At 57.6% G+C, this 13,930-nt stretch carries 8 protein-coding genes and 3 pseudogenes; 3 read left to right on the forward strand and 8 right to left on the reverse strand.

Annotated elements, in window-relative coordinates; genetic code table 11:
- Positions 1–195: 195 nt before the first annotated feature.
- Together K6I40_RS01475 and K6I40_RS01480 are read right to left on the reverse strand one after the other, a co-directional pair.
- Positions 196–927: a GNAT family N-acetyltransferase gene (locus tag K6I40_RS01475; RefSeq protein ID WP_222913364.1), complete on the reverse strand. Its 732-nt coding sequence runs from the start codon at positions 925–927 to the stop codon at positions 196–198.
- Positions 928–1,031: 104 nt separating this feature from the next.
- Positions 1,032–1,994: a transcription initiation factor IIB gene (locus K6I40_RS01480; protein ID WP_222913366.1), complete on the reverse strand. Its 963-nt coding sequence runs from the start codon at positions 1,992–1,994 to the stop codon at positions 1,032–1,034.
- Positions 1,995–2,988: 994 nt separating this feature from the next.
- Here K6I40_RS01480 and K6I40_RS01490 point away from each other — a divergent pair.
- Positions 2,989–3,396: a DUF555 domain-containing protein gene (locus tag K6I40_RS01490; RefSeq protein ID WP_222913370.1), complete on the forward strand. Its 408-nt coding sequence runs from the start codon at positions 2,989–2,991 to the stop codon at positions 3,394–3,396.
- Between the two features lie 303 nt (positions 3,397–3,699).
- Here K6I40_RS01490 and K6I40_RS01495 read toward each other — a convergent pair.
- Both K6I40_RS01495 and K6I40_RS01500 read right to left on the reverse strand, forming a co-directional pair.
- A pseudogene (locus K6I40_RS01495) lies at positions 3,700–4,385 on the reverse strand (SOS response-associated peptidase).
- 1,189 nt (positions 4,386–5,574) lie between these two features.
- A pseudogene (locus tag K6I40_RS01500) lies at positions 5,575–6,767 on the reverse strand (M50 family metallopeptidase).
- A 1,070-nt stretch (positions 6,768–7,837) separates the two neighbouring features.
- Between K6I40_RS01500 and K6I40_RS01505 the strand changes: the two are divergent.
- Complete coding sequence (locus K6I40_RS01505) at positions 7,838–8,407, forward strand: PAS domain-containing protein (RefSeq protein WP_222913372.1); 570 nt, start codon at positions 7,838–7,840, stop codon at positions 8,405–8,407.
- Between the two features lie 220 nt (positions 8,408–8,627).
- On the forward strand, positions 8,628–10,937 hold the full coding sequence (locus K6I40_RS01510) for a PAS domain S-box protein (RefSeq protein WP_222913374.1): 2,310 nt from the start codon (positions 8,628–8,630) through the stop codon (positions 10,935–10,937).
- Positions 10,938–11,498: 561 nt separating this feature from the next.
- Here K6I40_RS01510 and K6I40_RS01515 read toward each other — a convergent pair.
- The 4 genes and pseudogenes from K6I40_RS01515 to K6I40_RS01530 form a co-directional block, all read right to left on the reverse strand.
- Positions 11,499–11,675 carry a hypothetical protein gene (locus K6I40_RS01515; RefSeq protein WP_222913376.1) on the reverse strand — a complete coding sequence of 59 codons (177 nt, stop codon included), beginning with the start codon at positions 11,673–11,675 and terminating at the stop codon, positions 11,499–11,501.
- 120 nt (positions 11,676–11,795) lie between these two features.
- A complete protein-coding gene (locus K6I40_RS01520) occupies positions 11,796–12,227 on the reverse strand; it encodes a CBS domain-containing protein (RefSeq protein WP_222913378.1) in 432 nt (143 codons plus the stop codon).
- A 158-nt stretch (positions 12,228–12,385) separates the two neighbouring features.
- Positions 12,386–12,745, reverse strand: coding sequence for a nucleic acid-binding protein (locus K6I40_RS01525; RefSeq protein ID WP_222913380.1), 360 nt, complete (start codon positions 12,743–12,745; stop codon positions 12,386–12,388).
- A pseudogene (locus K6I40_RS01530) lies at positions 12,742–13,536 on the reverse strand (thiolase family protein); the annotation flags it as partial. The pseudogene K6I40_RS01530 and the gene K6I40_RS01525, both read right to left, overlap by 4 nt.
- Between the last annotated feature and the right edge of the window lie 394 nt (positions 13,537–13,930).

Raw genomic sequence — 13,930 nt, forward strand, 5'->3', positions numbered from 1 at the left:
TCCGTATCTCCACTGCTAGCTTCGAGTACATCCAAATGACCAGCCGCCGCTGCTACTGTAGTAGACCTCTGCGATCTTCCGATCAGTGCCAGGCAGTTCGTCGAATCTGGTGTTCCGTCCTGCCGCTCTCTACCAAGCGCCGTCGCTGAGTCTATTTTCTGCTCAAGAATGGTAACGTGACGTCGGGGAGTGTGATTAGAACGTGTATGCCATCATCACCTCGTCGACAAGCTGGTCACCGATCGTGTAGTGTTCCTTCCGGATCGCCTCAATAGTCCAGTCATGGGCTTCAAGGAACGCGATAGCTGCCTCGTTGGAGGCGGGCACGCTGTTGTACACCTTGCGGTAGCCGGTCGCCTCGGCCCAGTCAAGCCCCTGCTGCAGAAGGTTGCTGCCAACGCCTGCCTCACGGTACTCTTCGCGCACACCAACCGTTAGCTGGGCAGTATCTTGCAGCTTCGTTGTCTGGGGCAGGGTGAGATGCGTCCAGCCGATCACAGTCTCGTCAGCCGTGGCCACAAAGAACACGCGTGATTCGACGGTATTGTGCCGGGTGACCGCATCTTCGTAGAGCAGTTGCTCGGCGACGCTTTCAGCGACGATATACGTCTCTTCGCTCGTGACATCCCGGATTGTCTCGACAATACCGTCAACGTCAGTGTGGCGTCCTGGGCGGATGGTATAGGTGAAATCATCCGCCGTATATTCTTTTTCGGTGCCGATATCAACCGTGATCTGGAGCGATCCGCCTTCTTCCGTGATATACCCCGCTGCTTTCAACTGCTCCAGTTCGCTTCGAAATTGTTCAGGCGGCAGCGAAACCGTTTCACGGACCGTATTCCGAGTTGCAGGCCCATTCCGCTCAACATACTGATAAAGCTGTTCACCGGCTTCGCTCTCGAACGTTGGACGCTCAAGCGCTTGCATATCGGTAATACACGAGCATAGCGTTTATCCCTTGCCATCTAGTAACATACAACATTGTATGGCGAACTGCGATATCGGACGGACATCAATTAGTGTGGAGCACATTATGAGTCAGTGATCGCCTCGGCCTGCTCCTGGTACCGATTTCGAACGGTCACGACCGTTACTTGTGCGACGTCCGCAACCGCTTCTTGAGAACGGTCCTGGCCACAGCGGCGGGCAGCGAGATAGATGGCTGCAGCCGCAACACCGGCCGGCGACCTGCCGGAGTGGAGCCCCTCCTCGGTGGCGACGCCGAGAATCGCCTGTGCCTCCTGGTGGACGTTCTCTTCGAGATTGAGTTCCGAGCAGAACCGGGGCAGGTATAGTTCGGGGTCGACCGGTTCGACTGTGAGTTCGAGTTCCTGGGCGATGTAGCGGTATGCGCGCCCGATCCGCCTGCGATCCACACGGGCCACCTGTGTGACCTCGTCGAGAGTACGCGGGATCTCTTCCTGGCGACACGCCGCGTACAGTGCTGCTGCAGCGATCCCCTCGATCGACCGTCCCGGCAGCAGGTCGGCGTCCAGTGCTTGCTGATAGAGCGTGCTTGCGACCTCTTGGACTGGCCGAGGGATTTCCAATGCGCTGGCCATCCGGGCGATCTCTGTGAGTGCCTGCCTGAGGTTGCGCTCACCGGCGTCGCTGGTCCGTGCACGGTGCTGCCATGTCCGCAGCCGCTGGACCTGACTCTGCTTCTCGGGCGTGATCGCCTGCCCAAACGCGTCTTGGTTGCGCCAATCGATGGTCGTCGTGAGCCCTTTATCATGCAGCAACGCTGTTGTCGGTGCCCCCACGCGCGACCGTTCCTCCCGTTCAGCCTGGGTAAACGCACGCCACTCCGGCCCGTAGTCGATCGTCTCATCGACCACAACCAGCCCACACGCGTTACAGACCACCTCATGCCGGTCACCATCGTGGATCAGCGTCTCTGACTCGCACTCCGGACACGTCGTGCGCTCACTGGCGTCGGCAGCGTTCTCAGCCTGTCGCCGCTCCGACTGTGGGTCTGTCTCGTTCGGTAACATCAGCCCGGGGGTTGGGTACGTTTTCGCTGCTCTCACAGATGTCAATTTCAGGGGAACTCACCCATTAGAAGGATTTATTGAATCGGGGCAGTCCGCATCCTGCCTCCGCATCTGGGGCAGAACGGTGGATGTGACTTTTTGTTCGTGGTGTAAATACAGTCCCGACATTCGAACCGGGGTTCATCTGGTGCAGACGGGTCTCTCTGAACCATACGTGATGATCACGGTACTACGTGTTAAATGTTAACACTTGACGTTGTATCTGGGCCCGTCACCTGACTGATTCGAAAACAGGTGCTGCTGAGCGAGTGCTATGCTTACAACGCCAGTCACCGATACCCATCTGCAGCTCCTCCAATTCGAGGTAGAGGTCGTCCGTTTCTGGGTCATAAATGGATGTCGCGATTCGGGTCCTATTGTGCATCACCAGACAGGTAAGCTGGACGGCGACCAGACTCGCGTTTGGATCGCGATACACTGCTGTAACAATGAGTTCTGCCCCACAATCAGGGCAGGTATCAGGCACCTCTGCCGACTGTGACCCAACAAACGTCACGCCATCAGTGAACGTCCAGCCATCACCCTCAGCCGCAAGTTCATCAATCCGTGTCCGGAGCGTGAGTGGCACCTCAGAAGTACTGCCTGTCCATGGCCACACATTCAGCATGAAGTGGCAAAATACAGATACCTCATCGGTACAGGGCCGGCCACCGGGGGCAAACAGTAACGCTGATCTGTCCACACCAAGGGTTGTTTTCCCGCCAGTTCAAAACCACAACAGGACCCCTGATATCATATCCATCAAGGAGAGAATGATAACCGAAGATACCGCCCAACAGGGCGCACCAAAAACAGTCCACCTGCTGATACGGTTTCAGACGTTGCTCTTCTGTAGAGTTGCGGAAGAAGATTCGATCACGGAATTTTAGTTCATTCTATCCAGGACAGAATCCACTATGCGAAAGATCATGCATGTGTTCCTCTAACAACCACCATGGACTACAGAGTCGCCGTCGATGCCGCAGTGCCGGTATACAATATCGATACAGCGGATGAGGCTATCCGGATTGCCATCGCCAAGACCGGGAACATGCTCAACCCGGATCTCAGCTATGTCGAGATCACTCCCGGCTCCCGGGTGTCGGCCGGCGAGGAGTTGCCGCCGGTGTTCGTCGCTGCCGACCAGGCACTGGTCGCACTGGAACTCGAACTGGACGTGTTCAACGTTACTACCGAACACCACGCCGAACGGATCACACTAAAAGAAATCGGCCAACACGTCGACAATACCCCGCTAAAGGTACTTACTGCCGATATCATTGAAGAAGAGGAAGGAACCGAGACAGACCCTGAAGGCGATAACGGCGGCGAGACCGCCGCTGTTGAAGACGACGTTCTATGACGTGATCGGCACCGGTCGGTCCCTACCCCGAGGAGCTCACAGCACAGTCGGAACCCAACGCGCATTTCATGCAGCGCGGCCGCACTCACATTTCTGCAGTTACGTTGAGGGCGTCGCCAGCCTGACTGATGGCGGCGCAAACCAGCGAGAGTCGTCTTGTTGATCGACCGGGTGCAGGAACTGGAACAGGTGGCTGCCCGCCTCAGGTAATCCACCACATTCCGTACTCCGAACGTTCGGAATTTCGATCCCAGGATAATCACCTACCGCCTGATCCCTTTAGACAGCAGTTCTCTCCGGATCTTACATGAACTCATCGAGATCCGATTGGTCCGTGTCGAGCGGTTCGATAACGCGAGCGTCATCGGTCGCCGGATCGTTGATACGCGGTGCAATCGGATAGGCTGCGAGATCGTCGCCCGGATACGGACGGTACAGCTCCTGGCGATCGTCCGGCCCGGCGGTGAGCCACGTCTCCTCGTCGTCCCGGGAGAGAACAACCGGCATCCGGTCATGGATCGGTTGGACGATATCGTTCGGGTCGGTGGTGAGCACGGTCACGGTCCGCAGCCGTTCGCTGTTGTCGCCGTGCCACTCCTCCCAGAGGCCGGCCATGGCGAACGCGGGATCGTCCTCCCGGTAGATGCGGTACGGTTGCTTCGGACCGCCGTTCCGGCGCTGCCACTCGTAGAAGCCGGAGGACAGCACAAGACAGGGCCGCATCGCCCATGCATCCCGGAACGACGGCTTCTCGTGGGCGGTTTCCGCCCGGGCATTGACGAAGCCCTCGCCGGGATCGTCCTGCCAGTGCGGGACCAGTCCCACGTGTACCGGTCGATCTCGGTGGGTGCCTCGTTCGTGATGACCTCCAGCGGCTCCCCCGGTGCGATGTTGAACCGCGGCCGATACCCGCCGTCTGCCACGACACGGACATCAAACCGCTCCTCGAGATCTGCCTGTGCGATGAACAGCGAAGTACGGCCACACATACGTGTTCTACGGCTGCAGACGCGAAAAGGCTCGCGGCACCCCCTAAAAGTCGAATGACTCTAACACGCTACACGCTCGCTGCCTGCTCGAGCGAGTGGGCCGTGTCCGATTGAATCCATGTATCTGGGTCTCGCTGGCAGGTCTCCGCGCTGCGTCGCAGGTTCTTCGTCAGTAGATCTGTTCGTTTGATGCTGGTTCGAAGACGTATCGTCCAATGCCATCTGTTTCTGCGGTGTTTCCACCGTTGCGTGTGAACCTCTATCACTGAGTTTAAGCCTTCCTATTATCCGAATATAGTTGTAATAGGCCATCCTAGCCTACTACAGTCTGCATTCAGATTACGACCTTGTTCGGTCAAATCTATAGCATGGCTGCAGTTTCTTGCAGGCCCTACATCTGTCACCACTACTCAGAACAATCTGAAACAGAAGATGTTACCGAAGAACGGGGTGAGGACACCGTCTACGAGGAACCGCTGACGAAGACGCCTGATACCTGCCTCGTCGACCGGCTGGTACAAACAGGCCACGGGTCAACCTCAGTGGCTCTACTGAACTCACGAACTGAAATGACAGACATCGCGCAGTTCAGATATCGCTACTCTCAGCATTACCAGCTTATCTCAACACACTCGTTACTGAAGCAACTGGTATATACTCGTCAGAATTTCTCCCCGGCACTAATCGCCGTCGATCACCGCGCCGTTTTCTTCAAAACTGCACCGGACAGAAAGAACTCTCTAGATTGACATCAGCCACCGCGCTTGCTCCTTAATTGACGGTCTGTTCGACCGAGACCTTGGCTTCCATATGGAAGATCGGGGTATCACACGGCGCCTCCAGACCGGGATGAGTGTCTCCGCCAGTTCAGTTTGTGTTTCTTTTGTCCCCTCGAACAGTGCTGTACCCATACAGTGCTTCACCTGCGCCGATGAACCCGGTTGTGGACCGTTGGTGGCGTACTCCAGTCAGCGGTATATTGGCATCCAGCGCTTATTGCCATCTACTCTTTCCTGCTCTTTTTACCAATATGTGCAGGTTCCTGTGAGTCGCCTATCAGGACGTCCACGATCTCGAAGCCCTGCCGCTCGTCATCCTGCTGGATCTCCGGACAGGACACGCCACCTACGGTGCGGCCGTGCGCCTCCCGGTTCGGGATCAGCGTCACGACCGGCTGTTGCGCAGGTTATCAGCGGGGCTGGCGACGGGACAGGTCGTCCTCGGTGTTGAGGGTGCGATCGGTGTCCGAGTCCGGTGACCCGGCCGCCTGGAGAATGGTAAATGCCCGTATTAGATCTGTTCGAGAGATGAGGCCCACTAGGTCCCCTGCTGGGTTGACCACCGGAAGCCGGCCGATGTCGTGCTGTTGAATGTAGTGGAAGGCCTCTACTGCCTCTGCGTCAGGAGCGATTGTGACAACTGGTTCCGTCATCACGTCCTCGACAAGAGAGGCGTCACGTTCGACCGTCCTGACGTTCCGGACATCGTTCAGAGTCACCATCCCGATGACACTGTTGGCGCAGATAACCGGGTACCCGGTATGGCGCTCGTGGAACATCCGTTCCAGCAGCTCTGCGATCGTGGTATCCGTCGTGACGACGTGCAGGTTCTCGCGAGGTGTCATAATGTCGGCGACTGTGACGCCTTCAAAGGCAGCTTTTACCGTCGTCTGCCGGGCTTCGCCGGTGGCGGCGATGTAGACGAAAACGCCAGGAGGATGAGGATGAAGTTGAACGCGAGCAGGCCCAGCACCCCCATGAGGAACGCAAAGCCCTTGCCGATCTCAGCCGCCTGCTGCGTGGCTTGTGCGTGAGGTTGGGTGCGGCTGAGCAGTGCCCGAAGCACCCGGCCGCCATCCATCGGAAACGCGGGCAACATATTGAACGCCGCCAGAACCACATTGAGCACAGCGAGATACCCCAATACGAACTGGGCCTGATCGAGATTCGGCGGCGTCAGGAGGAAGCCAAGATAGCAGATGCCCCCGACCGCGATGCTCACCACCGGGCCGGCCACCGCGATCCAGAACTCGTGGCGCCAGTGCTCGGGGACCTCGGTGAACGTGGCGAGGCCGCCGAGCAGCCACAGCGTGATCGCATCGATCTCATAGCCATACTTTAATGCGACCAGTGAGTGGCCGAACTCGTGGAAAAGCACGCCGACGAACAGCCCTACCGCCGCAACAAACCCAAGTACCCATGGCTGCCAGGCCCCGTCCAGCACAGCAGGATCAATCCCCGCCTGGAGCACGGTATCGAGGAAAACCGCGAGCTGGACGATATCCATCCCGATGAGACCGGTAAACAGCGGGAGGATCACCAGAAACGTCCAATGCAGCCTGATCGGGATGCCGACCACGCGCCCGATGGTAATATCCTTCATGATATTAGGCTCGCTGAGAGGTGATTCCCGGCGTGCATGTGGCTATGGCCGGGATGCTGGCCGGTCCCCCTGAAGATCGCGCGTGGTTGCATACGGCGCATGGGGCCGGCTGACGCCGTCACTGTACTCGATCAGTCCGTCACACCAGAGACAGACACTAAACGAGATCGGATTCCCTAACGAGTCGTAACCCGACCTGTAGACCGGAGTCTCCTCAGTACAGTGGGGACAGGAACGCAGTTCGGCACCCTGATCCAGCATCTGCTTCCCGACTCCGCAGTTGAGTCGATACCACCGGACTACGTACTGGATCAGGCTCATGAGCCCTCATTCACATATTGGCGGCACACACCCGTAATCCTTTGGGGAATGCTACCATCCAACTCATCCAATGCAGATAATAATCAGAACCCAGCAATTCTTTCCAGAATCCATGTGCGAAGAAGAGATTGTAATCTCGAACCGGGTCGCTGCGACCGCTACTTCCCGACAGCATCACCGATGACGGAGACTGAGGACCTCACCTGTCCTTGTAGTTCTCGAGATTGATTTCGGCAATCTTGTGGCGACAACATTTGACGACCCGATCTGTACAGAGACCATGTGCCCGGCATGTGACGCGCTTCTCGAAGTCATCCTGGAGTCAGCGCTTCCTGACGCGCTCGGGGTCGATGCCCGGATTGAGGGCAAGACGGTCAACGAAGTCTCAGTAGACGAATGAGTGCCTGACCGAACGCTACGAGGGCTGAGAACGGAACCTCTGGAATGGAAGTGCTCCTAACCTTTGGTAGTAGTGCTCGAGACATGGATGAGCTTTGTCCTGGTCTTCAGATCGGAGGACGGCGCGCTGGAACGGATCATTCACGAGACGTTTGTACTCTCCCGTGCCTGAGATACCACTCTTAATCCAGGCCACCGATAACACCCATTGCTTGACAACTTCACCGGCGGTGAGATTGGTTTGACCAGGGTAGAGACAGTTCCTGGATGAGGAAATACTGGGCACAATCTATGAGCATTCTGTACAGTACCGGTGATATTTACCGGAGAGCGGTCCGTACTCCTAGGAAATGACCAGAGAACCAAACCCAGTTGAGCCCCCCGATAGTACGGCACGCGTCTTCGACCGGATCACCGACGGCGTCTTCGCGCTGGACGACGAGTTCCAGTTCACGTATCTCAACGACCAGGCAGAAGACCCCTTGGCGGCCGATACCGACGAGGTTCTCGGCAGGCAGATATGGGATGCGTATCCAGCCGCCACAGAGACAGAACTCTACGATGCGGTCCATGACGCACTCGAGACGCAGGAGCCTGTTGAGACCGAACTGTACCTCGACTCACTCGATATCTGGATCAGCGCCCGTATCTATCCGTCCGAGTCAGGATTATCTGTCTATTGTCATGATATCCCAGAGCAGCGGGAACACAAGCGCAAACTCGACTTCAGAACCGCACTGTTGGAAGCGCAAACGGAGACAACGATCGACGGACAGCTTGTCGTCGATCAGGACCGCAATATCCTCTATTACAATCAGCGGTTCGCCGAGATCTGGGGGATTCCCGATGAAATCTTGTCGGAGTGGTCGGACGAACGCGCCCTTGAGTACGTGCTGGATCTGCTTGCCGATCCCGATTAATTCCTCGAAAAGGTTGAAGACCTCTACGACAATCCCGAGGAGGAGAGTCGGGATGAGATCAAACTCGCGGATGGCCGCTGGCTTGATCGATACTCTGCCCCGGTCATCGGCGAGGACGAGACCCACTACGGTCGGCTCTGGACGTTTCGCGACATCACTGACCGGAAAGAGCGTGAACGGCAACTCGAGCAGTTCCATGCACTCACGCAGGCCGCCAACGATGCCATCATCACGATCGACGAGCACGATCCAATCGGTGAACCCGGCCATCGAAGCCATCTTCGGATACGAACCTGACGAACTCCTTGGCGAACCACTTACCATCTTGATGCCTGATGAGCGTGCAGAGCAGCACCGCCAGGCGATCGCACGCTATTTGGAGACGGGTGAACGGTCTCTCGACTGGGAGTACGTCGAACTGCCCGGCCGCCGCCGCAATGGAACCGAGGTCCCGCTCGCGATCTCGTTCAATGATGTCGACCATGAGGGCGAACGCTTTTTCACCGGGATTGTGCGAGACATCACCGAGCGAAAACGTATCGAGGCGGAACTCCGGGAACGCGAGGAGCGCTTCCGCCAGATCGCTGAAAACATTGAGGAAGGGTTCTGGATGACACCGCCCGATAAACAGGAAGTACTCTACATGAATCTGGCCTACGAGGAGATCTGGGGTCGGAGCCGCGAGAGCCTGTACGACGAGCCGCTGTCGTTCCTCGATGCGATCCATCCGGAGGATCGTGATCGGGTCCGGGACGCCCTCGACACGCAACCCGAGGGCGAGTACGACGAGCAGTATCGGGTTGTCCAGCCCAATGGCACGGTCCGCTGGGTCCGTGACCGGGCGTTCCCGATCGAAGACAAAGACGGTGAGGTCGCCCGGATCGTTGGGATCACTGAAGATATCACCGACCGCAAGGAATTCGAGCAGCAGCTGAAAGCACTCAACGACACCGCCCAGCAGCTGTTGACCACCGCAACGCGCGAAGAGGTCAGTGAGAAAGTCGTTACTACCGTAGCCGACGTCCTCGATCTCCCGCTCGTTGCGTACTACCGCCATGATGACGATGAGAATGCCCTCGTTGCAGACGCGCAAACAGCAACGGCGGAGTTCTCCGGCCAGCAGTTCCCGACGCTTCCGGCCAAGGGGAAGAGTCTTGCCGCTGCGGCCTATGCCGGCGGTGAGCGTCGCCACTACCATACTGAGACCGAGTCGTCCGAGGTCCAAGTGAATACGAGCGGTACCGAGATGCGAAGCGGGCTGTACGTCCCCGTGGACGATCACGGTGTCATCGTTGCCGGTGCCTGTGAGATTGGCATGATCGGGGTCCAACAGCGGCAGTTCGTCGATATCCTGGCGATGACCGCCCAAGCCGCGTACGATCGGGTCGAACGTGAACAGGATCTCCACGATGCCAAGCAACGGTTTGAAGCCGCGACCGAGGCCGGTGGAGTCGGCACCTGGGAGTGGCATGTTCAGGAGGATGAAATGGTCACGGGTCCCGCGTTCGCCAGACTGTTCGGCGTCGATCCTGACGCAGCTCAGGAGGAGGTCTCGCTCGATCGGTTTGTTTCTTCGATTCATGAAGACGACCGTGGTCGGGTTGAGGCAGCGATCGAAGAGGCACTCGAGACCTGCGGGGAGTACAAGGAGGACTACCGTGTCTGGAACGCAGACGGCGAACTCCGATGGGTTGTCGCCCAGGGCCATGTCGAGTGCGACGATGACGGCAACCCTGTCACATTCCCAGGCGCGCTCACCGATATCACAAAGCGATGGGAATACCGCCAGAAAGTGGAGGAATCTAACGAACGGCTTGAGCAGTTCGCCTACGCCGTCTCACACGACCTCCAAGAGCCGCTGCGCATGGTCTCGAGTTATCTCCAACTCCTTGAGGACCGGTACCGAGACAAGTTGGATGACGATGCTCAGGAATTCATCGACTTCGCCGTGGATGGGGCTGACCGCATGCAGTCGATGATCGAAGGACTGCTCGCGTATTCGCGGGTCGAAACACAAGGTGAGTCCTTTGAGCCAGTCGAGCTTGAGGCGGTACTTGATGATGTTCTCGACGATCTCCAACTCCGGATCGAGGAGAGTAGTGCCGAGATCACAACGGAGTCGTTACCTACCGTCGATGGCGATCGAGACCAGTTGTACGAGGTGTTTCAGAACCTGGTAAGTAATGCCATCAAGTATGCGGGCGATGCACCGCCACGCATCCACATTACCGCCGACCGAAACGGAAGGAAATGGATTATCTCTGTCACGGATAACGGCATTGGTATTGCTCCTGATGAGCAGGAACGCATCTTCGAGGTGTTTGAACGGCTTCATACGCGCGAGGAGCAGTCTGGGATTGGAATGGGGCTTGCACTGTGCCAGCGCATCATCGAACGCCACGGCGGCGACATCTGGGTCGAGTCCACGCCAGGTGACGGTTCGACCTTTTTCATCGCATTTCCAGCTGCGGAACGAAAGTCTAATGCTGGAAATCATCCAGGAGTCAGAGAAAAGATCGACGACTATTGACCCCCTCCACGCCCTGAAGGACGTGGAATCCGATCATCGGATTTCCGCCGAGTGCGGCGTTCGAGGTTCCAACCCGCACTCAAGGGGAACCGGCGACACACCGGGGGAACTCTCGTTTCCTCCCCTGTATAGGGCTGTGGCCCGGTCAAATAGGCCCCATCGAATACCATGTCATCGCCGTGTGAGGAACAGACTGCGCTCCTCACCATCCCTTGTCTGTTCGGGAACGGCCTCTCACGGTATTCGTAGCACCCTATGTTACGTGCTATCACACTAAAACGATTACGATGGAAATCCGTCCCGATCACCGGCTGCGGGTGACACGCTGCGCCTACCGCTCGACCTGCGCCTGAAGACGCAGGTATGCGCTCGAAATTCGTATCATCGAGACGATCAGATTGCCGTTCTACGTGGTAAGAACGCCCATCTCGCTCCCGATACCTCGTCTGGTCAGCAAGTTTCTTTCCTACTCAGTTTTGGAGCATGACTGGCGAAAGGTGGCCACATTCAGTCGGCTGTTTCCATCAGCGTGAGGACTTCGGCAAGTACTGGCCACTCATCTTAGAACATGTCTGCGGCATTATGGCGGATATGCCAGTCATACTCAGCGAGGGCTTCAACGAGACACCCACACGCGGCCATCTCCGGTTGACCGGTACCTCCACTGAGGTCGACCGCCTCCCAGACCGTTTGCAGATTATGCGGATGAAACATCTCCTCGAGGATGTTCCCGTCCACACGCTCACGGTACCGCAGTTTTGCGCCGTTCGCAAACCAACATGTCGTAGCTCTTCCAATATGTAGAAAATATGAGTAAATATCAGAGAGGCGATTAAAAAAACGTGTAGTTGCCAGTGCTTACGATGTCTCGTAGGCCGGTGACTCAGTTCGGACGACGTTGGAGAGATTGCTCATTTCGTCGTCGAGGAGAACCACCAGATCATCGAACGTAACGATTCCAGTTAGTTTCTCGCCTTCGACGACGGGCATCCGGCGCACACCGTGTTCAGCCATCGTCGCACACAGGTCGAAGACGCCGTCGTCGGTTGATACCGTGTGGGGCTCGCGATTCATGATGTCTTCGGCCGCCAGATCGTCGAGGGTTTTCCCCGCACTGAACGCCATTGCGATGTCTCGGTCGGTAATGATCCCGGCGGGTTCCTCGTCTGATTCGATCACGACACAACCGACCCGCTTGTCGTCCATGAGCTGGCAGATCTCTCGGAGTGACGCTGTCGGTTCGGCTGATACCAATTCCTCGCGTGGACGGGCGATGTCTTTGACGGGCATGGACTCTCACCTCCTCTCCGCAGGCGCTAACGTGGCCTGTGTTGTTCGTTAACACTAGCCACGCTCATATCTAACACGGGAAAGAGGTAAATAGCTTCTCCTACTGGAATGCGAGAATCGCGGAATCGTATCGATCTAAAAGACAGATTGAACTGGAATCAGACAGGTTCGAACCGGTAGCCGTCCCACTCCTGGCTCTCGGGTTCGCGGATGCCGGCGCCGGGTTCGCGGAGTTCATCGACGTAGACGGGTTCGACCTCGTCGCCGGTTTCGATTTCGTCGGTCGTCGCCTGGCCGAGCGCGCGGACCGTCTCGCCCTCGACCCCGAATTCGACGATCGCGAGCGTGTTGGGTTCGCGGACACCGGGCGGGGTCGCCGTGCTGGTCGTCCAGGTGACGACCTCGCCGGTGTACTCGCTGAGATCGATCGTGTCGACCGGCTCCGCGCCGCCGGGACCGCGCGGATGGCCGGGGTAGCTGATCGAACCGTCCTCGTACCTGTACGCTTCCATAGTCATTGTCCCGCCTCCATGATGGTCGTGATGACGCAGTTACCGAAGCCGCCGACATTACAGCAGAGCCCGACGTCCGCGTCGACCTGTCGCAGACCCGCCTCGCCGACGACCTGTTCGTAGATTTCCACGCCCTGTGCGACGCCGCTGGCGCCCAGCGGATGGCCCTTCGATTTGAGCCCGCCGGAGGTGTTGATCGGCAGTTCGCCGTCGCGCTTCGTATAGCCCTCTTCGACGAGTTTCCACGCTTCGCCCTGTTCGGCGAAGCCCAGCCCCTCCATCTGGAGGAACTCGAGGATGGTGAACATGTCGTGGAGTTCAGCAACGTCGATGTCGTCGGGCCCGTAGCCGCTCATCTCGTAGGCTCCTTTCCCGCTCTCGACAACGCCGTCCATACTCGTCGGATCCTCGCGCTCGTGGACAACGTGGGTATCCGTGGCGCCATCAACACCGGCGATCACGGCGTAGTCGTCAGTATATTCCTGGGCGATTGACTCTGGACAGAACATGAGTGCGGCCGACCCGTCCGTGACTGGACAGAAGTCGTACAGCCGTAGCGGGTCGGCGATGATCGGCGACTCCAGTACCGTCTCGAGATCGACCTCTTTCCGGAACTGGGCATTGGGATTGTCGACGCCGTTCTTATGATTCTTGACGGCGACCTTCGCAAGGCTCTCGCGGGGGACATCGAATCGCTCAAGGTAATGACGCGCCGTGAGGCCCGCAAATGACGGGAGGGTGACCCCGTGTTTGTACTCGACAGGGTGGCCGATCGAGGCGATAATATCGGTCGATTGGCACTGTCTAGATAAGAGAACCGCAATAAAGGGAGGTGATGAAGTGACGGTATCGACTGTAACACTACCATATTGGATCTGATATAGGCGGACTCTGTTCTACGAGCAGCGATAAGTCGGCTGCTTCAGCAAACTTTCCATAACCAGTGACAATTTCAGATCTCACCGGTAACGATGTAACAGGCTCTGAAACGCCCCTATGCGTCGGAATAGAGTAACTAGACAGTGCCGATTTCTGGATGTTCTGGAAGGCTTCTTGCTTCTCCCTCATTCCGAACGTTCGGAGTCTACTTCCCACGAACTACCTGTCTCCGTCCTTACCTCAGAGCGCCTCCGCCAGGCGGCACAACCACTGCTGACACAGTAGATAGAGACACAGTGCCCTATAGAGCGT

Origin of the sequence: Natrinema sp. SYSU A 869, from assembly GCF_019879105.1 — an archaeon.
Classification (GTDB): domain Archaea; phylum Halobacteriota; class Halobacteria; order Halobacteriales; family Natrialbaceae; genus Natrinema.

What these genes read in the sequence shown, in the direction of transcription:
- K6I40_RS01510 (WP_222913374.1), top strand. Translation starts at nt 8,628, where the DNA reads ATGCCATCATCACGATCGACGAGCACGATCCAATCGGTGAACCCGGCC.
- K6I40_RS01520 (WP_222913378.1), bottom strand. Translation starts at nt 12,227, where the DNA reads ATGCCCGTCAAAGACATCGCCCGTCCACGCGAGGAATTGGTATCAGCC.
- K6I40_RS01475 (WP_222913364.1), bottom strand. Translation starts at nt 927, where the DNA reads ATGCAAGCGCTTGAGCGTCCAACGTTCGAGAGCGAAGCCGGTGAACAG.
- K6I40_RS01525 (WP_222913380.1), bottom strand. Translation starts at nt 12,745, where the DNA reads ATGACTATGGAAGCGTACAGGTACGAGGACGGTTCGATCAGCTACCCC.
- K6I40_RS01505 (WP_222913372.1), top strand. Translation starts at nt 7,838, where the DNA reads ATGACCAGAGAACCAAACCCAGTTGAGCCCCCCGATAGTACGGCACGC.
- K6I40_RS01490 (WP_222913370.1), top strand. Translation starts at nt 2,989, where the DNA reads ATGGACTACAGAGTCGCCGTCGATGCCGCAGTGCCGGTATACAATATC.
- K6I40_RS01480 (WP_222913366.1), bottom strand. Translation starts at nt 1,994, where the DNA reads ATGTTACCGAACGAGACAGACCCACAGTCGGAGCGGCGACAGGCTGAG.